The following is a 24,531-nucleotide window of genomic DNA, read 5'->3' as shown; positions in this document are numbered from 1 at the left end:
ATCGGCGGTCGCGCCCGCGATCATCCTCCGATGCACCTTTCTCGCACGTTTCGCCTGCATTGGCCGTGCTTGCAGCGTGCGCGCCGCGTCTCACTGCTGCGTGATGGTGGGCGCTGACGGGTTCGAACCGCCGACCTACTCGGTGTAAACGAGCCGCTCTACCAGCTGAGCTAAGCGCCCGTCGCATCGGCGACGTGGGCGCTGCCTCTAGGCCGCGGCGGCGGCGTTCGCAAGAGCCGGAACGCGACCGATCGCGCAACCGTTACCTGGCATACATAGGAGAGACGCCATGGACGACGCGATCAAGCCGACAAAGCAGACCGAACGCCCCAATCTGTCGACCGAGCATCAGCGCGACGGTGGTGCACGGCGTCCGAGCGACAGGCTCGACAAGGATCAGCCGAGCGAGGAGACGATCCCGCGAAAGTCTTCGCTGCTGTAACGGCCGCACGACCGGGCGCGCGTTCGCCCGGTCGTGTCCGATGGATCACGGCCCCTCGTCGCTCGCGTGCGTCTCAACCCGCAGCGCCTTGCCCGCCTTGAAGCCCAATGCCGCGCCGACGCGGTCGTCCCAGCCGTAAGGATCGTTGCGCACGATCGGCTCGCCCGAGTCGTCGAATAGCACCGTCTGATAGAGCATCCGCACCGGGATTTGCCGGGGCAATTTGACGAACGTCTCCTTGCCGGTGCTGCGCGCCTGGTGCCATTGATCGGTCACGCCTTCGTCATGCGCGATGATCTCGGCAAAGCCCAGCGCATCGTCGACGCGGACGCAGCCGTGGCTGCGTTGGCGCTGGATCATCTGGAACAGCTGCTTGGCGGGCGTGTCGTGCAGGTAGATCGCGTGATCGTTCTGCATGTCGAATTTGACGAGGCCGAGCGAGTTCTTCGGCCCCGGCTGCTGCACCAGCCAGCCGTCCTTGCGCGCGATATTGTTGGCCTTCAGATAGGCCGCGCCCTTCGCCGCCGTCTCACCCTCGATCGAACGCGGGATCGTCCAGGTCGGATTGGCGACAAGCCGGAAAATTGGCGAGCCAAGCTGCGGCGTCTCACGATCGGGCTCTCCCACCACCACCTTGCGGCTGTCGGCGATCTTGCCGTCGCGCCAATAGGTCAGCCGTGCCGCCGCCAGATTGACGTCGATCCGCGTCGCAGGCAGGGTGCGTTCAAGCCAGCGCAGCCGCTCCATCGCGATCGCGACCGCGCGCGCGCGGTCGATGTCGGACATGTTGAGGATCGCCAGCGCCTCGCTGCCGATCACCCCGTCGGGCTTCATGCCATAGTCGGCCTGCATCCCGCGCACGGCATTGACCATCGCGGGCGTATATTGCTGCCCATGCGCCGCTTTCGGATCGAGGTAATCGAGGATGACGAGCTGTCGTGCGATGACCGGCACGCGCGCATCGGTCGCACCGGGCTTGATCGCTTCGCCGTTCACCGGGATGTTGGTTGCGGGCGCGCTCGGTTGGTTGCGAAGCGCCAGATACGCCTTCGACAGACGCTGGTAATTGTCATCGGCGGGCGCGAGGCTGGCAAGCCAGCCCTTCACGTCACCCTTGCGCAGCGCATCGGCCAGACCGGCCTGAAGGTCGGGGTTCGGGCGCGGCACAGTGTAGACGTCGTACAGCTTGGTCGGGTCGGTCGCACCGCGCGCCAGTGCGGCGGCATAGGCGAGCGCCTGCTTCGTCAGCGCGGCCTCGTCGCTCGCATCGCCGGCGAAGTTCATCTGGTCGAGCCCGTGCGCGGCGCGTCCGTCGATCGCCTCACGCAATTGCGTGCGCGTGCTGTTGCTCCACGCGGCCGGCCCTGCGGGCTCGCTCGCGTTCGCGGCCGCTGTCTGGTTGTCGGGTGCGACCGACACGCTGCATCCCGCCAGCAGCACTGCGAGCGCTGACACCTGTCCCCATTTCGTCTGCACGCGACACTCCCTTTGTTTCGGAGTCAGAACGCACGCCGGGTGGGTCTGCTCCCGCGATCACAAGCGCAAATCGGCCACCTACGACTGGCGGCGGCTTGAGCCGGCGCGGGACTTATGGTGTGTGCGCATCCATCACACGCCCGCGGCGATCGCGCGGCACCAACAGGGGCAAGAGGATGACACGGTTGAACGCGGCGCTGATCGGCGCATCGATGCTCGGGCTGGCGGGCGCAAGCGCAGCCACGGCGCAGCAGGCACAGCAGCGCGGCGCAGCGACACCCGCCAGCGCCGCGCGTGCCGACAACACCGCGGCACGCACCCGCGCGCAGGGGATCGTCGCGCGCATGACGCTTGATGAGAAGATCGCGTTGGTCCACAGCCTGTTCCCGCCGATGGCAGCGGGCAAGACCACCAACGAGCTGATCCCCTCGGCCGGCCATACCGACGGCATTCCGCGTCTCGGCGTGCCGCTGGTGCGTGAAAGCGATGCCTCGCTGGGCGTCGCCAACCAGGTCGAGCAGCGCCGCGGCGACGTCGCGACCGCGCTGCCCTCCGGCCTCGCCACCGCGTCGAGCTTCGACCCCGAAATCGCGCGCGCAGGCGGCGCGATGATCGGCAGCGAGGCGCGATCGAAGCGGTTCAACGTGCTGCTGGCGGGCGGCGTCAACCTGACGCGCGATGCGTGGAACGGGCGCAACTTTGAATATCTGGGCGAAGACCCGCTGCTCGCGGGCGAGCTGGCGGGCGCGCATATCGCGGGCGTGCAGTCGAACCGGATCGTGTCGACCGTCAAGCATTTCGCGCTCAACTCGCAGGAGACCGGCCGCACCGTCGCGGACGCGCGGATCGGCGAGCAGGCACTGCGCGAAAGCGACCTGCTGGCGTTCGAACTTGCGATCGAGCGCGGCAATCCCGGATCGGTGATGTGCGCCTACAACAAGGTCAACGGCGACTGGGCCTGCGAGAACGACTTCCTGCTCAACCGCGTGCTGAAGCGCGACTGGGGTTATCGCGGCTGGGTGATGAGCGACTGGGGCGCGGTGCACTCGACCGTCAAGGCGGCGAACGCGGGGCTCGACCAGCAATCGGGGCAGGAACTCGACAAGGCAGTTTTCTTCGGCCCTGCGCTGAAGCAGGCGGTCCAGGCGGGTCAGGTGCCGGTGCAGCGGTTGAACGACATGGTGGTCCGTTACCTGACCGGGCTGATCGAGACCGGCGCCTATGACGCGCCGGTGCCGTCCGCGGCGCAGACGCCGCCCTATGCGCAGCACGCTGAAGTCGCACAGCGTGCGGCGGAAGCGGGCATCGTGTTGCTGAAGAACGACGGCAATCTGCTGCCGCTGGCGCGCACCGCGAAGCGGATCGTGCTGATCGGCGGGTCGGCCGATGTCGGCGTCCTGTCGGGCGGCGGGTCGAGCCAGGTCCGCTCGGTCGGTGGCGCACCGATTGAGATCCCGCTCTCGAGCGGCGGCGCATCGTCGTTCGCGCGCATCACCTATCACGCCTCCTCGCCGCTGCTAGCATTACGCAAGGCGCTGCCGGGCGCACAGATCAGCTACGTCGACGGGCGCAACCTGAACGCGACGCTGGAGGCCGCGAAGAACGCCGACATGGCAATCTTCTTCGCGACGCAGTGGACGACCGAGGCGCAGGATGTCGCCGACCTGCGCCTGCCCGACAACCAGGACGCGTTGATCGCGCGCGTCGCCGCGGTGCAGCCGAAGACCGTCGCGGTGATGGAGACGGGCGGCCCTGTGCTGATGCCGTGGCTGGATCAGGTGCCCGCGGTCGTACAGGCATGGTATCCCGGACAGCGCGGCGGCGAGGCGATCGCGAACGTGCTGACCGGCCGCGTCAATCCGTCGGGCCGCCTGCCGATCACCTTCCCCGCCTCCGCCGCGCAGCCGCCGCGTGCCGCGCCGGTCGGGCTCGACCGGCTGAGCTCGATCGAGGCGCAGGCCGCGGCCGATCCGGGTACCGCGAGCAACGCCGTGCTGCCGAGCTTTCCGGTCGATTACGTAGAAGGGTCGGACGTCGGCTATCGCTGGTACGAGAAGAAGGGCATGAAGCCCATGTTCGCGTTCGGCCTCGGGCTGAGCTACACCAACTTCGCCTACCGCAATCCGGTGGTGAGCGGCGGCAAGCGGCTGTCGATTACGTTCGACGTGGTCAACACCGGCCGCACCGAGGGCGCCGACGTGCCGCAGATGTACGTGTCGCGTGATGGCGCCAACCAGCCGATGCGGCTGGCGGGCTTCACCCGCGTGATGCTGAAACCCGGCGAGACGCGGCGCGTCACCTTGACCGCAGAGCCGCGCATCATCGCCGACTATGACACCAAGCTGCCCGGCTGGCGCGTGCGTGCCGGCACCTACCGTGTCGCCCTCGCGCGTGATGCGAGCGACCGCACGATGGTGTCGAGCGCGACGCTCGATGCCGCCACGATGAAGCCCTGACCGGCCTGGCGGGCGGCGTCCGCACTGCCCGCTGCTGCTGATCGACGGCGCACGCGAACCACTTGGTGATGCCAGACGTTGGGTTCCCTGATCGGCAGTCGCTCACCTGAGCGGCTGCCGAAATTCAACGATCAGGCGAGAACGACCATGGAATATACCAAGCTCGGCACCACTGGCCTCGACGTGTCGCGGCTGTGCCTCGGCTGCATGACCTACGGCGTGCCCGATCGCGGCAATCACGCCTGGACGCTAAATGAGGAGGCGAGCCGCCCGATCCTGCGTCAGGCGGTCGAGGCCGGAATCAACTTCTTCGACACCGCCAATGTGTATTCGGACGGCACCTCGGAGGAGATCGTCGGGCGCGCGCTGAAGGACTTCACCCGGCGCGAGGAGGTGGTGATCGCGACCAAGGTCCACGGCCGGATGCGTCCCGGCCCGAACGGCGCCGGTCTCAGCCGCAAGGCGATCATGGCCGAGATCGACGCGAGCTTGACGCGCCTCGGCACCGATTACGTCGACCTCTACCAGATCCACCGCTTCGACCATGACGTCGAAATCGAGGAAACGCTGGAAGCGCTGCACGATGTGGTGAAGGCGGGGAAGGCGCGCTACATCGGCGCGTCGTCGATGTACGCGTGGCAATTCGCGACGATGCTCCACGTCGCCGAGACGAACGGCTGGACGCGGTTCGCGACGATGCAGAACTATGTGAACCTGCTCTACCGTGAAGAGGAACGCGAGATGCTGCCGTTGTGCGAGGCGGAGGGCATCGGCGTGATCCCGTGGAGCCCGCTCGCGCGCGGGCGGCTAACGCGCGACTGGGACGAAACAACCGAGCGGTCGCAGACCGACGAATTCGGCAAGACGCTCTACGCGCATACCGCCGACGCTGATCGGCGCGTCATGGAGGAAGTGGCGAAGATCGCGGCCGAGCGCAGCATACCGCGCGCGCAGGTCGCGCTCGCCTGGGTACTCGCCAAATCAGCGGTGTCTGCCCCAATCATCGGCGCATCGAAGCCAGGGCATCTGGATGACGCGATCGCCGCCCTCCAACTCGGGCTGACCACGGGCGAGATCGCGCGGCTGGAAGCGCCATACGTGCCGCACGCGGTGGTCGGCTTCCAGTGATCGCGGCAACCGACGCCCTGGTTATCGTCGATCCGCAGATCGACTTCTGCCCCGGCGGGCGGCTGGCGGTGGCGGACGGTGACGCGGTGATGGCGCCGATCGCTGCGCTCGCCGAACGGTTCGCGCACGTCGTGGTGACGCAGGACTGGCATCCCGCCGGTCATTCCTCGTTCGCGAGCAGCCATCCCGGCACGCAGCCGTTCGAGGTGATCGCGATGCCATATGGCGAGCAGGTGCTGTGGCCCGATCATTGCGTTCAGGGTACGGCCGGCGCGGAGTTCCACCCCGCGATCCTGCCGGCGGTGGCGCGCGCCGACCTGATCGTGCGCAAGGGTACGAACCCGGCGGTCGATAGCTATTCCGCCTTTTTCGAGAATGACCATGCGACGCGCACCGGCCTTGCCGGCGCGTTGCGTGACCGCCGGGTGACGCGCTGCGTCTTCGTCGGACTGGCCTATGATTTCTGCGTCGGCTGGTCCGCGCTTGATGCGCGCGCCGAAGGGTTCGAGGCGGTGGTGCTGAAAGAGCTCGCCCGCGCGATTGCGATGCCGGCACCGCAGAGCAGCAGCGTCGACGCGATCGAGCAACGCTTCCGCACGGAGGGCGTGCACCTTAATCTGTAGAGCTCACAACCGCCGCATCGGTCTTCGATCGTGGGCCAGACCCCCGCGCATGATGACCGTGCGCGATTGCGCGGGCGGCGGGGCGCGGTAAAGCGAAGCGGTGGCGTTCTCCTCCCCTCGCATGCGTGGCGTGCCGGCTATCGCGGCTGCGTCGCTGCTGCTCGGCTCGCCAAGCGCACGCGCGCAAGGCGGTGCGTTCGACCTGACCGGCCCGGCGTTGCAGGTCAGCGTCACGCATCACGGCGCCGGCGGAGAGACGACGCTTCCGCTGTCGCAGGTGCCCAATCTCGCCACCGGCGACCGGCTGCGCGTCGCGGCGGTGCTGCCGAGCGACCAGGGCGCGCACTATCGGATGGTGCTCGCCTTCCTGCGCGGCGCGACCAACCCGCCGCCGGAGCAATGGCTCAGCCAGGCACGGACGTGGAAACCGAAGGAAGCGGTGATCGACGTGGCGGTGCCCGCAGGCGCGCAGCAGGCGCTTGTCTTCCTTGTGCCCGATACCGGCGGCGCGTTCGCGGCGGTGCGCTCGGCCGTGCGCCAGCGTCCCGGTGCGTTCGTGCGCGCGTCGCAGGACCTCAACCAGGCGATGCTCGATCGCACGCGGCTCGAAATGTTCGTAGCGCAGTTGCGCGGGCATTCCGCCGCGGAGGTAGCGGAACGATCGCCGGTATTGGCGAAGAGCCTGGCGGTGAAGCTCGACCCCGCCTGCCTGCAACCGGGCGAGGACCCGCGCGCCGCCTGTCTGACGCCGGGGCAGAGCGCGGCGGTGCTGGCGGACGGGCAGACCAGCTCGATTGCGCAGACGCTTGCCGGCGCGCCCGCCAACATCGCGCTGCAACTCGCCGCCACCCCGCAGGCGGGGTACGGTTACTACAGCGCCTATATCGGCGTGTTCCGCGATCTGGCGCGGATGCTGGGCGCGTTCCAGTCCGCGCAGTTGCAGTTCATTCCGGCGCTGAACGTCCAGCATGGCGCACGCACTGACCTACTGCTCAACACCGTGCCGTCGTTCCGCAAGCCGCAGTCGGTGCTGGTCGCCGCGCTGCCGACCGTTGCCGCGCCTGCGCGTCCGCCGCTTGAGGCGGGTACGACCGCCGCCCTGTGCATCGCGCAGCCCGATCTGGTGCTGCCGGTCGCGGGCGCGCCGCTCGTCTACTCGACCGATTATGCCCATAATATGCGGCTGCGTGTCACCGGGGAAGCTGGCCCCGTCGACGTGCCGCTCAGCGCCGATCCGGCGCGCGGCGGCTTTGTGGTCGGTGATCGCAGCAAGCTGGCGTCCGCTGCGGCGGCAACGGGCACATTGCACGGCCTATGGGGCTTTGCGAGCTTCGACGGCCCCGAGTTCCGGCTCGTCGCGCCGACCGCGACAGGATGGAGCGCGGGCGACGCGACGCTGGTCGTCGGACGTGACGCACCGCTGACGCTGATCGGTGGCGCGGCGGCGTGCGTATCGTCGGTGCGCGTGACACGCGACGGGCTGGAGCGTGCGGTGCCGTTCGAGGTGGCAGGCGATGCGCTGCACCTGAAGGTGCCGCTTACCGATGTGAAGCCGGGCATGCTGACGCTTCAGGTCCAAAGCTACGGTGCCACCGCGCCCAAGTCGGTCAAGTTACGCGCTTATGCCGAGGCGAGCCGGATCGATCGCTTAACGCTGCACGCCGGCGACCGCGACGGCGTCATGACGGGAACGCGGCTCGATCAGGTCTCGAGCCTGACGGTCGGCGACACCGTCTTCCAGCCCGGAGTGCTGACGCGTTCAGGCACGAGCGACCACTTGGTGCTGAGCGCACCGGCTACGACGGCGCTGACGGTCGGGCAGACGCCCGCTGCTCGCGCGACGCTGTCCGACGGACGCAGCGTTGCCGTCGCGGTGAAGGTCGCGGCGGCGCGACCGGCGGCGACGTTGCTCGACCGATCGAGCACCCCGATCAGCCCGCGCGCCGTCCCGATCCGGTTGAACGGTGGCGCGGCGATCGCGTCCGACGCTCGCCTGACCTTTTCGCTGCGCGCCGACGCAGGCACCGTGTTTCGCGACCATGACATGATCGAGGTCGCATCGGCCAACGACAGCGTCCGGCTGCCGGTGCAATTGCAGGACGACCATGTCGCCGTCGCGGTGCTCAATCCTGCCGCGCTCGGCCGAGACGCGCATGGGCCGCTACGCTACCGCATCGTACGGGACGAAGTGGTGGGCGACTGGCAGGCGCTCGGCACGCTGGTGCGTTTGCCGGCGCTCACGGGCGTGTCGTGTAGGGAAGCAACCTGCACGATCACGGGCACGTCGCTGTTCCTGCTGCGGTCGGCAGGCGGTCATGACGTTCCCGATGGCTTCACCGGCGCATCACTCTCCGTGCCACACGCCGCGACCGCGACACTGGTGTTGCGCGACAATCCCGCGACGGAGGCGACGATCGACCTGACCGATGCGCGCTGAGCCGGCCTCGGCTCGGCTCGATACGCCCGCGCTGCTTCGCTATGCGCTCGCCTCGACGGGCGGCATCATCGGCTACACTCCCCTCCTCACGCTGCTGCTGCCGCTGAAGCTTACCGCCTTCGCACCCGATGCGCGCTACGCGCTGCTCGCCTGGTGCAGCGTTGCGGGCGCGCTGGCGGCGGGGTTCGCCAACATCGCCTTCGGCTGGCTCGGCGACCGTTCGGTTGCGCTGGGTGGCGGCCGGCGCGGATGGATGATCGCCGGGCTGCTCGCCACCGCGGCGTCGTTCGCCGGCATCGCGGTCGCGCACAGCGGAGCAGCGATTGTCACCGCGGTGATCGCGTTTCAGGTCGCGCTCAACATGCTGCTGGCGCAGGTCTCCGCGCTGATCGCGGAGGAGGTGCCATCGACGCAGAAGAACACCGCGGCGGCGCTGTTGACGCTCGGCGCGCCGCTCGCCGCAGCGGCTTCGGCGCTGGTCGTGAGTGTGGCCGAACACGAGGGGGCGCGGCTGGCGCTCGTCGCCGGATTGATGACGGCAGGCGTCGCGCCGCTGTTGTTCAGGTCGCCGGATCGGATCGCGTCGGCGACATCGGCTGAGCCGGATGCCACCCACGCGCCCCTCGCGCTGGCGGTCGCGTGGACGACACGGCTGCTGGTGCAGATCGCCAACAGCGGCGTCGGGCTGTGCCTGTTCCTATACCTCGCACGCGTGATCGGCAGCGCCGGCGATGCGCCCGCGATCGTCGCGCGATTGCTGGTCATCGCCACAATGGTGCCCGTGCCGCTCGCGCTCATGCTCGGCCGCTGGTCCGACCGTGTTGGCCACCGCGAGCGCTTCCTCGCCGCCACCGCGATCGTCGCCACGGCGGGTCTGGTCGGCATGGCGGTGCTGGGTCGCGGCACATCGATCGGCTGGATACCGGGCGGCTGGATCGGGGCGGCGGCGTGCTACGTCGTCTTCGCGACCGGCGTGTCGATCTTCCAGGCGCTCAACATCGGCCATGCCATGCTGCTGCTGCCGACGAGCTCGGGTGCAGGGCGGAGCCTTGGCGTGCTCAACCTCGCCAACACGCTGCCGCAGGTCGTCGCGCCGCTGCTGGCGCTGTCGGTCACCGCGAACGATTTCACGACATTGTTCGGCGTATTCGCGGCGCTGACGCTCGCCGCCGCCCTGCTGCCCGCGTTCGTCGCCGCCCCGTTCAGCCCGTCGCGAACGGCGCCGAGCTACCGCGGATGACGAGTTCGTAAGGCAGGATACGGCATGGCTCGACCGCGCCGCCCGCGTCCTGCTGATGGATGACGAGGTCGACCGCACCGGCACCCATTGCGTGATTGGGCTGGCGGATCGTGGTCAGCTGCGGCCACGCCATGCGCGCGATCTCGGCATCGTCGAACCCGACGATCGAGACCGCCCGCGGCACCGCGATCTGCCGGCTCATCCCTGCCACCATCACGCCGAGCGCCATCTCGTCATTGCTGGCGAAGACCGCGCTCGGCCGCGCGCCGCGATCGAACAACGCCTCGGCCACGTCGAACCCGGATCGGAAGCGAAAGTCACCCTGAACGACCCGCCCTGGCGGCGGCGTCAGCCCGGCGGCGCGCATCGCATCGCTGAACCCCTCCCAGCGCCGCTGCGACGCGCTGTGCGTCGGGTTGCCGCAGACGAACGCTATGTCGCGGTGGCCGAGCGACAGCAGATGCTCGGTCATCACGCGCGCGGCGTCGCGGTCGTCCATCCGCACCTGCGGCGTTCGATCCAGCTCGGTTCCCGGCGCGATCCGCACCACCGGCACGTCGTGCTGCTCGAAGATGTCGAGCAGATCGGCGCGGTCGCAGATCGGCGAGGTGAGGATCGCACCGCCCAGCCGAAGCGCGGTAAGGCTGTCGATCAGCCGCTCGCGCCAGTCTGAGCGTTTGAACGTGATCGCCTCGATCACGATGTGCCGGCCAAGCGCGCGCGCCTGCTCGATCGCGCCGCGCTGGATCGTCGCGGCATAGCCCGACGCCGGATCATCGAAGAACAAACCGACCAGATACGACCGTGAACTCGACAATCCGCGCGCGAAGGCGTTCGGGCGATAGTTCATCTCCGCCACCACCCGCGCCACCTTTTCCCGTATTTCGGGCCGGACGTGCGCCTCGCCGTTGATGACGCGCGACACCGTCTTCGGCGACACGCCCGCGCGCTCGGCGACATCCTTGATCGTGATCGGCTTCATGATTGGCAGCTCGTCGACCTCGCGAACGTCGATGCTGTCACCCGCGCCACGTTCATGCAAACGCGCCCCTATCGTTCGCGCTCGTTGACATCGATGTCGGGCAAAGTGTGTGCGAGGTCAAGGCACGGATCATAGCTCTGGTGAGTCGCCGCCCTTTCAGCGCGAGAAGCAAAGCCAAGTGCATTTTTGTCACAATCGCGCGCAAAACAAGCACGCCTTTGGTCGTACGTTGACATCGATGTCGGCTTCGATACGACGCGACACAGTACGTAACAAAGATTGCGCCCGGATCGACGGCCGAGGGACGGCCACCGGGTTCAAAGGGGAAGGATGATGAAAGCGATGAAGCTGTCGTGCGCACTCGTGCGCTCAACCTCGATGATCGGCCTCGCCGCCGGCCTGATGATGGCCAGCGCCGCGAACGCGCAGGCACCGACCGACGCGCAGGCGACCAATCCCGCCGCCCCCGCCGACCCGCAGCAGGGCACGCCGCAGGCCGACACCACCAGCCAGGCGGCCACGCCCGGCGAGGCGAGCCCGACCAATCCGGTACCCGACAGCTCGACCGATGGCGACATCGTCGTCACCGGCATCCGCGCGTCGCTGGAACGCTCGATCGCGATCAAGCGCGATTCAAACGGCGTCGTCGATGCGATCAGCGCCGAGGACATCGGCAAGTTCGCGAACACCAACCTCGCGGAGTCGCTCCAGCGCATCACCGGCGTGTCGATCGACCGCCGCAACGGCGAAGGCTCGACGGTCACCGTCCGCGGTTTTGGTGCACAGTACAACCTCGTCACGCTGAACGGGCGTCAGCTCGCCACCTCGAACATCGTTGCGGTCGGCGGCGACCAGGGCGGTGACGGCGCGGGCGGGTTCGGCCGTTCGTTCGACTTCTCCAACCTGGCGTCGGAAGGCGTGAAGACGCTTGAGGTCTACAAGACCGGTCGCGCCGCGATCCCCTCGGGCGGGATCGGCGCGACGATCAACGTCGTCAGCCGTCGCCCGCTCGACACCAAGGATTCGGGCTTCCTCGGCTCGATCGGCGCAAAGGGGAGCTACGACAACAGTTCGTCCGACTGCCTCGACTGCGGCGCGCGCGTGACCCCGGAAGTCACCGGCACCGCGTCCTGGTCCGACCCCGAGCAACGCTTCGGCGTGTCGCTGTTCGGCAGCTATCAGAAGCGCAATTTCAGCTTCGCCAGCGTCGCGCCGGACAATTGGAACATCCGCACGCTCAGCGACTTCCTCAACCCCGCCAACGGCTTCGTCAACGCGGCGACGAAGTACAACAACCTGCCGACCGGCAACCCGCTCGTCTCGGTGCCGAACGACTCGCGCTACCACTTCTCGGAGGCGAGCCGTGAGCGCATCAACGGGCAGGGAATCCTGCAGTTCCGCCCGACCGACACGCTGACCTTCACCGCCGACGGTCTCTATGCGCAGTTGAAGCAGTCGGAGCGTCGCTCGACCCAGTCGAACTGGTTCAACCGTCCGTTCAGCAACGTGACCTTCGACGACGCCAGCAACGGCGTCGCGACGACGACCTTTCTCGCCGAGACGATCAACGGCGTGAAGGACGCGGCGTTCGAGCAGGCGTACCGCGCGCAGAAGAACAAGCTGTACGATTTCGGCGGCAACATCGAGTGGAAGCCGACCGATCGCTTCACCTTCGCGATCGACGGTCACATCGGCAAGGCGGACAGCCTGCCCGACAATCCGAATGGACAGACCTCGACCACCGTCGCGTTCAACGCGCCGGTCGTCGCGGCACAGTCGCTGACGCTCAGCGACAAGGGCTTCCCGACGCAGTCGATCACGATCAACGACGGCGTGCGCAGCGTTACCCCGGCAGGCGTTCCCTTCATCAAGGGTAACAACAACGGCGTGATCGACGCGGGCGACCTGTCGAGCGCGGTGCAGCGCCAGTTCAACTCGGCGCAGACGCAGCGAATCAAGGAACTGCGCGCCGATGCCGGATGGGAGCTCAACGACCAGTTCCGCTTCGACGCCGGTGGCGATTACCGTGTGACCAACACGCGCCAGACGCAGTTCAACACCAACCAGACGCTGGGCGACTGGGGCAACTCGCTGCCGCCCGATATCGAGCGTCTGGCACCCGGTCAGGTGTTCCAGTTCTGCGGCGTGTGCAAGTTCGAGAATCACAATCCCGGTGTCACCGGCAGCTCGCTGGTCGCGTTCCGGACCGAAGACGCCACCAAGCTGTATAACTCGCTGTACAATTACTACAGCGGGATCACCAACGATGGCGTGAACCACACCAACAACATCGAAGCGAACAACGACAACCGCGTTCGCGAGAGCATCTGGTCGGGTTATATTCAAGGTTCGTGGAGCGGCCAGGTCTTCGGGCGTAATGCGAACGTCGTGGCGGGGGTTCGCTACGAGAATACCAAGGTGCGCGCGACCTCGCTTCAGGTGGTGCCGCAGGCGATCATCTGGACCTCGGACAACGATTTCCGCATCAGCTATTCGAACGATCAGCAGCCGATCAGCGATCGCGGGAGCTACGACAACTGGCTGCCGGCGGTCGACGCCAAGATCGAGGTGGTCGACAATCTGTTCGCGCGTGCATCGTACAGCAAGACGATCTCGCGTGCGCCGTACGGCAACCTGTTCGCCTCGACCGGCGTCGGTGCGCCGGGTCGTCCGACCGCGATCGGCGGCGTCGCGACCGGCAACGCCAACAACACCAACCTGCTGCCGCTGTCGTCGGACAATATCGACGTGTCGGTTGAATGGTATCCGCGCAAGGACATCTTCCTGTCGGCGGGCTTCTTCGACAAGCGCGTCCATGACTTCATCGGCAACACGGTGGTCAACCGCAACCTGTTCGGCCTGCGCGACCCGACCTCGGGTGCGGCAGGAACGCGTTCGGGTACCGCGCGCGACCAGCTGAACAACACGTTCAAGGCCGACATCACCGACGTCAACCTGTTCACCTACACCGCGCTGTTGCAGGCCAATAACGGGAACATCGCGGCCACCAACGCGCAGTTCGCGGCGAACTACAATGCCGCCAGCCGTTCGTTGAACCAGGGCTTCGTCGACCAGGTCTTGGGTCAGTATGACGTTATTGCGAATGCGCAGGATCCCCTGTTCAACTTCGCGGTCAACACGCCGATCAACAACCGCGACGCGCACATCTACGGTGCCGAATTCGCCGGCCAGTACTTCCTCGGCAATACCGGCTTCGGTATCGCGGCGAGCTACACGCTGGTGCGCGGCAACGTCGGGATCGACGTGGCGGCACCGCCGACGGCGAACACCTTCGCGCTGGTCGGCCTGTCCGACACCGCGAACGCGACGCTAATCTACGACAAGAACGGCGTGTCGATCCGCGTATCGTACAATTGGCGCGACAAGTTCCTGTCGGACATCAACCGCGGCGGCAACGATCGCAACCCGGTGTTCGTGGCGCCGTACGGCCAGCTCGACCTGTCGATGAACTTCGATCTGACGCCGCGCTTCTCGCTCGGATTCGAGGCGATCAACCTGAACGAGGAAGGCGTACGCAGCTACGGTCGTGACGAGAGCAACGTCTGGTACCTCGCGGAAGGCTCCGCGCGTTACCTGGTCGGCGCGCGCTACCGCTTCTGATCGCGACTACGGACAAGGCCGCTGACACCGGCGGCCTTGTTCAGTCGGATGGCGATCGGATAAGAAGCATCATGCCCGCCGTTCTGCTTAACAATGTCGACCACCGCGACCTGCGCGTCGCGGTCGGTCACCACGCGCGCTACGGCGATGCGATCAACCAGACCCGCGTGTTCCCGGCCGAGTTCGAGGAACTGCAACGCGATTATGCCATCCTGCTGCGTCGCGACGATGCCGGGCAGTTCCTCGCCACCGTGCTGCTCGGGCTCGATGCGGACGAAAACCTGTTCCTTGACGGCGAGCGCTGGGATGCACGCTATGTCCCAGCGACACGCGCGCGCGGCCCCTTCTCGATCGGTGTCGACGCGAGCGGCGAACCGATGATCCATGTCGAGGACGATCATCCGCGCATCGATGCAGGCGGAATGCCGGTCTTCCGCGAACATGGCGGCAATGCGCCATTGCTCGATCACGTTTCGGCAATGCTCCAGCGCATCTACACCGGGTTGCAGGACGAACAGGCGCTATACGCCGCATGGTCGGATGCCGGGTTGCTGACACCGGCGACGCTGCAGCTTGAGGTGGCGGAGGGTCGACGCTACAATCTGCCTGATCACTGGACAATCGACGGCGAGCGGCTGGCAGCGCTCGACGGCGCGACGCTGCAACGTCTGCACGCGCGCGATCATCTGCGGACCGCGATTTGGGTCGCCTCGTCGCTTGGCAACATACGGCATCTGATTGACCGCAAGCTGATCGCCGAGCGTGATGGGTGATGCCTTGCGCGTGACGCGCGCGGTGCGCGAGGTTGAGGCGGGCGAGCGGCTCGACCTCGACGCACTGATTGTGCTGAACGAGCCCGTGATCGTTCGCGGGTACGCCGCCGACTGGCCGCTGGTTCAAGCGGGGCTCACGTCACCCATGCAGGCGGCGGACTATCTGCGGCGGTTCGACGCGGGACGTAGCGTGACCGGTTACGTCGGCGCGCCCGCGATCCACGGCCGCTTCCATTACGACGATACGGCCACCGCGATGAACTTCGCCGCCGAGCAGATGACGCTGGCGAGGTTCCTTGATCGGGTGCTGACACAGACGGGCGATGACGCGCCGTCGCTGTATCTCGGCTCGACCGACCTCGACACCTACCTGCCCGACTTCCGGCGCGAGAACGAACTGGCGACCGTAGGTGACACGTTCGCGCGCCACGCCCCGCTCGCCAGCATTTGGATCGGCAACCGCACGATCGCCTCGGCGCATTACGATCAGTCAAACAACGCCGCCGTGTGCGCGGTCGGGCACCGTCGCTTCACCTTGTTCCCGCCCGAGCAGATCGCCAACCTCTACGCCGGGCCGCTCGCGCCGACGCCCGGCGGACAGGTCGTTAGCATGGTCGATTTCGCCGCGCCCGACTTCACACGTTTTCCTCGCTTCGCCGACGCGGTCGCAGCGGGACAGGTGGCTGAACTCGCACCCGGCGACGTGCTCGTCTACCCCGCGCTCTGGTGGCACCATGTCGAGGCGCTCGACGCGTTCAACGTGCTGGTGAACTACTGGTGGAACGTCGTCCCTGCGTTCATGGACACGCCGATGGACACGATGCTCCACGCGTTTCTCTCGCTGCGCGACCGGCCGGCGCAGGAAAAGGCAGCATGGCGCGCGATGTTCGACCATTACATCTTCGGCGACACGGCTGAAGTCGCGGCGCACCTGCCCGCGGGCGCACGCGGGCCGCTTGCGCCGATGAACGAAGGCATGGCGCGGCAGCTGCGCGCCTATTTGCTCGGACGATTGAACCGATGACCGACACCGACACGCCGCAGCCTACCCGCGTCGTGATCGCCGGCGGCGGCACCGCGGGGTGGATCGCCGCCGCTGCACTCACGCGGCAGCTGGGGTCGCTGATCGAGGTGACGCTGGTCGAGTCGGACGAGATCGGCACCGTCGGCGTCGGTGAGTCGACGATCCCGACCGCGCGCGGCTTCCACGCCTTCATCGGCGTCGATGAGGCCGCGTTCATGCGCGACACGCAGGCGACGTTCAAACTCGGCATCTCGTTCGAGAACTGGCGCCGGCAGGGCGACGCCTATTTCCATCCGTTCGGACAGGTCGGCCGCTCGGTCGCGATCGCCGACTTTCAGCATTTCTGGCTGCAGGCCCGCGCGCACGGCATCGCAGGCGCGTACGGCGACTATTCGCTCGAGCAGCAGGCCGCAGCCGCGGGCCGATTCGGGCTCGATGCACAAGGATCGCTCGCTTACGCTTATCACCTCAACGCGACCGACTATGCCCGGTTCCTGCGCGGCGTGGCGGAGGGTGCGGGGGCGACCCGCGTCGAGGGACGGATCGAGCAGGTCGAAATCGGCGAGGACGGCGACATCGCCGCGTTGGTGCTGGCATCGGGCGCGCGGATCGAGGGCGACCTGTTCATCGACTGCACCGGCTTTCGTGCGCTGTTGATCGAAGGCGCGCTCAAGACCGGCTACGACGATTGGAGCGAGTGGCTCGCAACGGACCGCGCGCTGGCGGTGCAGACCGAAACGGTGCGCGCCCCCGTTCCCTACACCCGCGCGATCGCGCACGATGCGGGCTGGCGCTGGCAGATCCCGCTGCAATCGCGCGTCGGCAACGGCATCGTTTATTCGAGCGCGCACATGAGCGACGACGAGGCACGTGCGACGCTGCTCGCCGGGCTGGACGGTGCGCCCTTGTTCGAGCCGCGCCCGCTGCGCTTCACTGCGGGCATGCGCCGCCGCAGCTGGAACCGCAATTGCATCGCGCTGGGCCTCGCCGGCGGGTTCATCGAGCCGCTCGAATCGACCAGCATCCACCTGATCATGAACGCCGCGATCCGGCTGATCCAACTGTTCCCGTTCCGTGGCGACGATTGGAGCGCGCTCGCCACCCGCTTCAATGCGCAGTCGCGGCACGAGTGGGAGCACGTGCGCGACTTCATCATCCTGCACTATGTCGTGACCGAGCGCGACGACACGCCGTTCTGGCGCGAGCGGCGCGCGATGGCGATCCCCGACACGCTGGCGGAGCGGATCGCACTGTTTGCCGAGAGTGCGGCCGCTTGGCAGGGGCAGGACGACCTGTTCCGGATCGATTCATGGGCTGCGGTGATGCTGGGTCAGGGCATCACTCCGCGCGCGCATCACCGCGTCGCCAGCCTACTCGGCGCGGATGCGTTGAAGGGCTCGCTCGGCGACCTCACCCGCTCGATCGCGGCCACCGTACAGACGCTGCCGCCGCATCAGCAATTCCTGCAGCGATACTGCCCCGCCTGACGCGCAACGGAACGTTACAGGTCAGGAACGTCCGCGACATACGGGCGTTCAGCGACCAACACAGATCAGGTTCTGCCCGTCACCGTGTCGCGCAGGCTTGTTGGCGCGCATCCAGGGGGCTTGCTTGAACGGAGACGACAACGACGCAGCCAACGGCGGCGCGACGAACGAAGGCAAGGACGAGCGGGAAGCGCGCGGCAACGACGCCTCGGAAAACGACTACAACGAAACGAAGGGTTCGGACGAGAACGGCGATACGAAGAAGGATCGCCGCGGCAAGGGCGATCAAGCCGACAAAGACGATCAAAGCGACACGGACAACGACAAGTCGGACGATGAAGACTCATCCGACGATGAGGATAACAGCGACGATGAGGACGACGACGGCAAGCCGCCGCTTTACAAGCGTCCGATCTTCTGGATCGTGGTTGCGGTCGTGGCGGCCGTGCTCATCATCGGCGGCGTACTTTACTGGCTGCACGCACGCCGCTTCCAATCGACCGACGACGCCTTCATCGACGCGCATATCGTCCGCATCGCGGCGCAGGAAAGCGGGCAGCTGACGCAGGTCTACCGCGGCGACAACAGCCACGTTCGTGCCGGCCAGTTGCTCGCGGTGATCGAGCCCGGCTCCGCGCAGGCGACTCGCGCCGAGGCAGTCGCGGGCATTTCGGAGGCCGACGCGCAGATCCGCCAGGCCCAGGCCGGCGTGCTCGCCGCGCTCGCCAGCGTGCGACAGGCACGCGCGCAGGCAACCGTGCCGCTTGCCGAGGCGCGCCGCGCAACCGGCGACTACCAGCGCTACGCGGACTTGCGCCGCCTCGATCCGCTCGCCGCCGCCCCGACGCAGATCGATCAGGCGCGCGCGCAGGCCGACAGCGCGCTGGCGCAGGTCCGCGCCGCACGCCAGCAGATCGGCTCGGCGGAGGCCGACGTGCTGACCGCGCGCAAGCGGGTCGAGGCGGCACGCGCGCAGCGCCGCGCGGCCGAAGCGCGCGTCGCGCAGAGCGATGTCACCGTGCGCCACCTCGTCATCCGCGCACCGATCAGCGGACAGGTCGTCAACCGTTCGGTCAACCTGGGCAGCTATGTCGCGCCGGGGCAGCAGTTGATGGCGATCGTCCCCGACGACCTGTGGGTCACCGCCAATTTCAAGGAAACGCAGCTGACGCTGATGCGCGCCGGCCTGCCCGTCCGCATCCGCATCGACGCCTTTCCCGGCCATGACTTCGCCGGCCATGTCGATTCGATCCAGCGCGGCGCGGGGCAGGCGTTCGCGCTGCTGCCGCCGCAGAACGCGACGGGCAATTACGTCAAGGTCGTGCAGCGCGTGCCGGTGCGCATCCGCTTCAACAACAACGATTGGCAGCATTACGCGATCGGGCCGGGCATGTCGGTCGTGCCGCGCGTGACCGTGCGCCCGTGATCCGGCGGACGGTGCAGGACACGCGCGCGCGATGAGCGGATGGAGCAACGAACGCTCGGCCGCAGGGAAGCGCAATCCGTGGCTGATCGTCGGCGTCATCAGCCTGGCGACCTTCATGGAGGTGCTCGACACCTCGATCGCGAACGTCAGCCTCGATCATATCGCGGGCGGGCTCGCCGCCAGCCGAGACGAGGCGACGTGGGTGCTGACGAGCTACCTCGTCTCCAACGCGATCGTAATCCCGATCTCGGGCTGGTTGTCCGACGTGATCGGGCGAAAGCGTTATTACATGATCTCGGTGGCGCTGTTCACGCTGTCGTCGCTGATGTGCGGGTTCGCGCCCAACCTGCCGTTCCTGATCATCGCGCGTGTGTTGCAGGGGATCGGCGGTGGCGGACTTGCCCCGTCCGAACAGAGCTTCCTGGCAGATACATTCCCGCCGGAAAAACGCGGCGCCGCCTTCGCCGCCTACGGCGTCGTTGTCGTTGTCGGCCCAGTGCTCGGCCCGACGCTGGGCGGGATCATCACCGACAATATCTCATGGCACTGGATCTTCCTGATCAACGTGCCGATCGGAATCATGTCGCTCTTGCTGGTGAACACGTTCGTGATCGAGCCCGAGATCCTGCAAAAGGAACGCCGCCAGCGGCTGCGGCGCGGCCTGCGCGTCGATTACATCGGCTTCGCGCTGGTCGTGCTAGGGCTGGGCGGGCTCGAGCTGATCCTCGACCGCGGCGAGCGCGATGCGTGGCTGGAGAGCACCTTCATCCTCGGGTTGGCAGTGACCGTGATCGTCTCGCTCGGCTTCCTTGTCTGGTGGGAGCTCGCGCGCAAGGATCCGATCGTCAATCTGAAGCTGCTCGCCAACCGCAATTTCGCGATTACCCTGCTGTTCATGACAACGACGGGCGCGGTGCTGTTCGGCACCACCACGCTGATCCCGCAGATGTTGCAGGAGGTGTTCAACTATGACGCGACCAGCGCCGGCCTCGCGCTGACGGTCGGCGGGATCGCGACGCTGGTCGCGATGCCGGTGGTCGGCACGCTGACGGGCAAGGTCGACACGCGATTCCTGCTGATGCCGGCACTGCTGCTCCAGGCGGCGTCCTTGTGGTACATGTCGGGCTGGAACAGCGAGCTGACGTTCGGGCAAGCCTCTACCGCGCGGCTGATCTCCGCGGTCGGGCTGCCGTTCCTGTTCGTGCCGATCAACACCGCCGCCTATGTCGGGTTGAAGCCTAACCAGACCAGCGACGCGTCGGCGCTGCTGAACGTCGCGCGTAACCTCGGCGGCAGCATCGGGATCGGCGTCGCGCAAGCGATTCTGATCTCGCGCGGGCAATACCATCAGGATCGCATCGTCGAGGGGCTGAGCCCGCTGAATCCCAGCTATGTCGAGGGCGTCAACCAACTCTCGCGCACCGTGGGCGGCCCGGGCGGGGACCAGAGCATGACGACGTTGTCGGCATTGATGCAGCAGGTGCGCGAGCAGGCGCAGGTACTCTCGTACATCGATGTGTTCCACGGCTTCATGATCTTCGTGCTGCTGGTGACGCCGCTCGCGATCTTCCTGCGGCAGGGCAAGGCAAAGGAGGGCGCCGCGTGACGCGAGCGAGGATGAGGGCGCCGGCGCTGCTGGCGGCGATGGCCGCGATGACGCTGACCGGGTGCACCGTCGGCCCCAATTACCGCCCGCCCGAGGCGAGCGCCCCCGCCCGCTTCGGCGAGGCGGTGACCGACACGCAGCCCGCACCGGTGCTGTCGGGCTGGTGGCACCAGTACCGCGATCCCGAGCTCGACCGACTGGTCGCAACCGCGCTGGCGCAGAGCCCCGACATCGCCGTCGCGGTGGCGCGCATCCAGCAGGCGCGCGCGCAGGAACGCGTCGCACGCGCCGCCTATCTGCCGCAGGTCAATGCGACCGCGGGCACCACCTATCAACGCTTCAGCAAGAACGCCGGCCTCGCCTCGCTCGCCAGCCTGTTTGGCGGCGGATCGGGTGGCGGTGCCGGCGGCGGTGCGAGTGGCGGCGGTTCTGGCAGCGGCGGGTCAGGTAGCTCGGGCGGCGGGATCAGCTCGCCCGGCAGCTCGATCCAGACCTATTCCGCCGGCTTCGACGCCAGCTGGGAACTCGACCTATTCGGCGGGGTGACGCGCCAGGTCGAGGGGTCGCGCGCGCGGACGGAAGCGGCGGTGTGGAACGCGCGCGACGCGCAACTGTCGCTCGTCGCCGAAACCGCCGACGCTTATCTGCAACTGCGTAGCTTGCAGGAGCGCGAGGCGATCGCGCGGAACGAGGTCGCGCGGCAGGAAGGCAATCTGAAGATCGCCGCCGACACCAGCAGGGCGGGGTTGATCGCGGAGGGCGACTACGTACGCCAGCGCGCCGAACTTGCCAGCGCGCAGGCGGCGATCGGGCCGATCGTCGCCGAGGGCAAGGCGCAGATGCACGCTATCGCGGTGCTGACCGGGCAGACACCCGACGCGCTGATCGTCGAATTGTCTCGGCCGCGCCCGGCGTTGTCGGTGCCGCCCGCGGTGCCGCCGGGGTTGCCGAGCGAGCTGCTGCGCCGCCGCCCCGACGTGCGCGCGGCCGAGCGCAATCTGGCCGCGGCCACCGCCGACATCGGCGTCGCGGTCGCCGACCTCTACCCGAAGTTCAGCCTGACCGGCATGGCGCAGCTGATCTCGACCGCGCTCTCCAACCTGTTCACCGGCGACAGTTTGCAACTGACGGGGGCGGCCAACGCGACGTTCCCCGTGCTCGATTTCGGCCGGCGCAAAGGGCAAGTCGCGATCCGGCAGGCTGCCGCCGACGAGGCCTATGCGCAGTACCGTCGCACGGTGCTGCTGGCGCTGCGCGACACCGAGGATGCGCTCATCCGCATCCGCACGGAACAGGACCGGCGTACGGTGCTCGTCGCCGGCCTGACCGACGCGCGGCGCGCGGTCGGCTCGGTCGAGGCGCGCTGGCGTGCCGGGCTGACCGATTTCGGCGACGTGCTCGCCGCGCGGCAGTCGGTGCTGTCGGCGGAGGATCAGGTGGCGGAGAGCAACGGCAATCTGCGCCGTGACCTGCTGTCGCTCTACAAGGCGCTGGGCGGTGGGTGGGAAGAGCTGCCACTGGCCGTACCGGCACCAGGTGATGTCGGATCGGCGTACACGCAGGCGAAGGCGGCGAAGAGGTAAGCCATCGCTGCGCCGACGGGAGCGTTGCGGTCCAGTGCTGGCCGAGCGTTGTAGCTGGAAGATCAATGCGCTTCGCGATGCGAGCGGTCAGGTGCAACGCCGCAAGTCCCTCTTGTTATGACTTACGTTGACATACCCGCGGGCAGGTCAGCGTGGACCGCTCCCCTGCTGCCTGATACCGGTGGCATCGTAGCTGGTCTGCGAGCCACCTGAGCCGGCAGCGTTACCGTTGCGCTGTCCCGACGCGCCCGTCGTCATCCCGCTTCCGCTCGTTCCATTACCGCTCATGGCGCCGCCGTTCTGCCCGCCGTTACCGGATTGCTGGCTGCGCACCGACGACATGCTCCCGCTCGCCGGACCGCCGTTTATGCCGCCACTGGTCAGCGTCATCGCGTTGGTCGGTGTGGCGTTGCCCGCACCGGTCGAGGATGTCTGCGCCCAACCGGCCATGCTGCCGCTACCTGCGCGACGCATCGCCGAGTTCATCGGCGGCTGCGACACCCGCCCACTCGCGCCCGAGCTGCCCGTCCGCGAGGCCGATGCCGCGCTACTCCCACCGGACGCGCCAGCACCCGCGCCGCCCGTCGCGCCTGCCTGAAGCAGCAGACCGATTACCATCGTTGCAAGCATGCCCACACCATCCGTCGTCCTCGACTGGCGTAAAGGCACCTGCCCATGTACCGGTTCCCGCCGCCCACACGAACATTGGCAACAAGCCCTCGCCACGCTACAGCGGCGCGGCGGATCGCGGTGCGGTTCGCAGATCGCGCTGGTGCCCTTCGCGGGGCGTAAACGGGAATGCGGTGAAGGGCTTAGGCTCCAATCCGCGGCTGTCCCTGCAACTGTGAGCGGTGAGCGACGGGCACGGGCCTTTCTCCACGAAAGGCGGCCACTGGAGGCGGGTTCATGCACTCGCGCCGGGAAGGCTGTGCACCGGAGCGTCGACCCGCGAGCCAGGAAACCTGCCAGCGTTCTGGTCGCTCTTGCGTCGGTCCAGGGGATGGCCGGGGCACGGTGTTCCGTCTGAGCGACGAAGCAATGCGCGGCGTGGGGCCGCACCGATGCGCCATGGGCACGCGAGCCGTCCGTCGCGCGCATCGGTACCGATCCGCCCCACCCGCGTCGTCGCCGTCTGCGCTCGCGAAGGAACTACCCGTGACCACCCACACTTCATCGACCAACACCGCCGCGCGCGATCTCGCCAAAGTGCCCGTGACCATCGTCACCGGCTTCCTGGGCGCGGGCAAGACGACGCTGATCAGCCACCTGATCCGCAATGCCAATGGCCGCCGGCTGGCGGTGGTCGTCAACGAATTCGGCACGCTCGGCGTCGATGGCGACATCCTGAAGGGCTGCGCGATCCCCGACTGCCCAGCGGAGAATGTCGTCGAACTCGCCAACGGGTGCATCTGCTGCACCGTGGCGGACGATTTCATCCCCACGGTCGAGCAATTGCTGGCGCTAGAGCCGCGCCCCGACCACATCCTGATCGAGACCTCGGGACTCGCCCTCCCCAAGCCGTTGTTGAAGGCGTTCGACTGGCCCGCGATCCGATCGCGCATCACGGTCGATGGCGTCGTGGCGCTTGCCGACGCGGAGGCGGTCGCCGCGGGTCGCTTCGCCCCCGATGTCGCCGCGCTCGACGCGCAGCGCGCCGCCGATCCCGGCATCGACCACGAGACGCCCTTATCCGAGGTGTTCGAGGACCAGCTCGCCTGCGCCGACATCGTGCTCCTGACCAAGGCCGATCTGGCAGGCGCGGAGGGTGTCGCCGCCGCGCGCGCGGTGATCGCCGCCGAGGCACCGCGCCCGACGCCGGTGGTCGAGCTGGTCGACGGCGTGATCGATCCTGCGGTGATTCTGGGGCTGGACGCCAAGGCCGAGGACGATCTCGCCGCGCGTCCCTCGCACCATGACGGCGAGGACGACCACGAGCACGACGATTTCGACAGCATGGTGTTCGACGGGGCGGAGGTCGACGATCCCGCGACGCTGATCGCGCGGATCGAAACGCTGGCGCGCGAGCAGGACGTGCTGCGCGTCAAGGGCTATGCCGCAGTGAAGGGCAAGCCGATGCGGTTGCTGGTCCAGGCGGTCGGCGCGCGCGTGCGGACGCAGTACGATCGCCCGTGGGGCGCCGGCGAGCAGCGGCAGACGCGGCTGGTCGTGATCGCCGAGCATGACCGCATCGATCAGGCGCGCATCGAGGCCGCGCTGAACGGCTGAG

At 67.6% G+C, this 24,531-nt stretch carries 17 protein-coding genes, 1 tRNA gene and 1 riboswitch; of the genes, 14 read left to right on the top strand and 4 right to left on the bottom strand.

Annotated features, from left to right (window positions below; all coding sequences use genetic code 11):
- Nucleotides 1–104: 104 nt before the first annotated feature.
- A tRNA-Val gene (locus SMN802W_RS0103975) sits at nucleotides 105–180 on the bottom strand.
- Nucleotides 181–289: 109 nt separating this feature from the next.
- Between SMN802W_RS0103975 and SMN802W_RS18545 the strand changes: the two genes are divergently transcribed.
- On the top strand, nucleotides 290–442 hold the full coding sequence (locus SMN802W_RS18545) for a hypothetical protein (protein WP_019515596.1): 153 nt from the start codon (nucleotides 290–292) through the stop codon (nucleotides 440–442).
- A 45-nt stretch (nucleotides 443–487) separates the two neighbouring features.
- Here SMN802W_RS18545 and SMN802W_RS0103965 read toward each other — a convergent pair whose 3' ends face one another.
- Nucleotides 488–1,918, bottom strand: coding sequence for a L,D-transpeptidase family protein (locus tag SMN802W_RS0103965; RefSeq protein ID WP_019515595.1), 1,431 nt, complete (start codon nucleotides 1,916–1,918; stop codon nucleotides 488–490).
- A 176-nt stretch (nucleotides 1,919–2,094) separates the two neighbouring features.
- On the opposite strand from SMN802W_RS0103965, the gene SMN802W_RS0103960 reads away from it, so the two are divergent.
- The 5 genes from SMN802W_RS0103960 to SMN802W_RS16355 all read left to right on the top strand — a co-directional run bounded on the left by SMN802W_RS0103960 (nucleotide 2,095) and on the right by SMN802W_RS16355 (nucleotide 9,802).
- The gene (locus SMN802W_RS0103960; RefSeq protein WP_019515594.1) at nucleotides 2,095–4,374 is read left to right on the top strand and encodes a beta-glucosidase; all 2,280 of its coding nucleotides are present in this window, start codon (nucleotides 2,095–2,097) and stop codon (nucleotides 4,372–4,374) included.
- Between the two features lie 147 nt (nucleotides 4,375–4,521).
- Nucleotides 4,522–5,502: an aldo/keto reductase gene (locus tag SMN802W_RS0103955; RefSeq protein WP_019515593.1), complete on the top strand. Its 981-nt coding sequence runs from the start codon at nucleotides 4,522–4,524 to the stop codon at nucleotides 5,500–5,502.
- On the top strand, nucleotides 5,499–6,125 hold the full coding sequence (gene pncA / locus SMN802W_RS0103950) for a bifunctional nicotinamidase/pyrazinamidase (RefSeq protein ID WP_019515592.1): 627 nt from the start codon (nucleotides 5,499–5,501) through the stop codon (nucleotides 6,123–6,125). The genes SMN802W_RS0103955 and pncA overlap by 4 nt, the downstream gene beginning before the upstream one ends.
- 121 nt (nucleotides 6,126–6,246) lie before the next feature.
- Complete coding sequence (locus SMN802W_RS0103945) at nucleotides 6,247–8,562, top strand: hypothetical protein (protein WP_019515591.1); 2,316 nt, start codon at nucleotides 6,247–6,249, stop codon at nucleotides 8,560–8,562.
- The gene (locus SMN802W_RS16355; protein ID WP_019515590.1) at nucleotides 8,552–9,802 is read left to right on the top strand and encodes an MFS transporter; all 1,251 of its coding nucleotides are present in this window, start codon (nucleotides 8,552–8,554) and stop codon (nucleotides 9,800–9,802) included. Before SMN802W_RS0103945 ends, SMN802W_RS16355 begins: the two co-directional genes overlap by 11 nt.
- On the opposite strand, the gene SMN802W_RS0103935 is transcribed toward SMN802W_RS16355, so the two are convergent.
- Nucleotides 9,765–10,784 (bottom strand): LacI family DNA-binding transcriptional regulator, encoded by a 1,020-nt coding sequence (locus SMN802W_RS0103935; RefSeq protein WP_026325720.1) that lies wholly within the window; start codon nucleotides 10,782–10,784, stop codon nucleotides 9,765–9,767. The genes SMN802W_RS16355 and SMN802W_RS0103935 overlap by 38 nt on opposite strands.
- A 333-nt stretch (nucleotides 10,785–11,117) precedes the next feature.
- Here SMN802W_RS0103935 and SMN802W_RS0103930 point away from each other — a divergent pair, with 333 nt between their 5' ends.
- From SMN802W_RS0103930 to SMN802W_RS0103900, 7 genes are all read left to right on the top strand, one after another.
- Nucleotides 11,118–14,405: a TonB-dependent receptor gene (locus SMN802W_RS0103930; RefSeq protein WP_026325719.1), complete on the top strand. Its 3,288-nt coding sequence runs from the start codon at nucleotides 11,118–11,120 to the stop codon at nucleotides 14,403–14,405.
- A gap of 71 nt (nucleotides 14,406–14,476) precedes the next feature.
- Nucleotides 14,477–15,178 (top strand): SapC family protein, encoded by a 702-nt coding sequence (locus SMN802W_RS0103925; RefSeq protein ID WP_019515587.1) that lies wholly within the window; start codon nucleotides 14,477–14,479, stop codon nucleotides 15,176–15,178.
- A complete protein-coding gene (locus SMN802W_RS0103920; protein WP_019515586.1) occupies nucleotides 15,171–16,202 on the top strand; it encodes a cupin-like domain-containing protein in 1,032 nt (343 codons plus the stop codon). Before SMN802W_RS0103925 ends, SMN802W_RS0103920 begins: the two co-directional genes overlap by 8 nt.
- On the top strand, nucleotides 16,199–17,689 hold the full coding sequence (locus SMN802W_RS0103915) for a tryptophan halogenase family protein (protein ID WP_019515585.1): 1,491 nt from the start codon (nucleotides 16,199–16,201) through the stop codon (nucleotides 17,687–17,689). The genes SMN802W_RS0103920 and SMN802W_RS0103915 overlap by 4 nt, the downstream gene beginning before the upstream one ends.
- 124 nt (nucleotides 17,690–17,813) lie before the next feature.
- Entirely contained in the window at nucleotides 17,814–19,115 is a 1,302-nt protein-coding gene (locus tag SMN802W_RS0103910; protein WP_019515584.1) for an HlyD family secretion protein, read from the top strand.
- A 31-nt stretch (nucleotides 19,116–19,146) separates the two neighbouring features.
- Nucleotides 19,147–20,721, top strand: coding sequence for a DHA2 family efflux MFS transporter permease subunit (locus SMN802W_RS0103905; protein ID WP_019515583.1), 1,575 nt, complete (start codon nucleotides 19,147–19,149; stop codon nucleotides 20,719–20,721).
- 11 nt (nucleotides 20,722–20,732) lie between these two features.
- Nucleotides 20,733–22,304 (top strand): efflux transporter outer membrane subunit, encoded by a 1,572-nt coding sequence (locus SMN802W_RS0103900; protein WP_156818715.1) that lies wholly within the window; start codon nucleotides 20,733–20,735, stop codon nucleotides 22,302–22,304.
- A gap of 147 nt (nucleotides 22,305–22,451) precedes the next feature.
- On the opposite strand, the gene SMN802W_RS18115 is transcribed toward SMN802W_RS0103900, so the two are convergent.
- The gene (locus tag SMN802W_RS18115) at nucleotides 22,452–22,934 is read right to left on the bottom strand and encodes a hypothetical protein (RefSeq protein ID WP_156818714.1); all 483 of its coding nucleotides are present in this window, start codon (nucleotides 22,932–22,934) and stop codon (nucleotides 22,452–22,454) included.
- 123 nt (nucleotides 22,935–23,057) lie between these two features.
- Nucleotides 23,058–23,288: riboswitch (cobalamin riboswitch) on the top strand.
- Between the two features lie 84 nt (nucleotides 23,289–23,372).
- On the opposite strand from SMN802W_RS18115, the gene cobW reads away from it, so the two are divergent.
- The gene (cobW, locus tag SMN802W_RS0103890; RefSeq protein ID WP_019515580.1) at nucleotides 23,373–24,530 is read left to right on the top strand and encodes a cobalamin biosynthesis protein CobW; all 1,158 of its coding nucleotides are present in this window, start codon (nucleotides 23,373–23,375) and stop codon (nucleotides 24,528–24,530) included.
- Nucleotide 24,531 lies beyond the last annotated feature (1 nt).

Source organism: Sphingomonas sp. Mn802worker (assembly GCF_000382485.1).
Taxonomy (GTDB): domain Bacteria; phylum Pseudomonadota; class Alphaproteobacteria; order Sphingomonadales; family Sphingomonadaceae; genus Sphingomonas.
The sequence above is the reverse complement of the archived record's forward strand: the minus strand, read 5'-3'. Positions and strand labels throughout refer to the sequence as shown.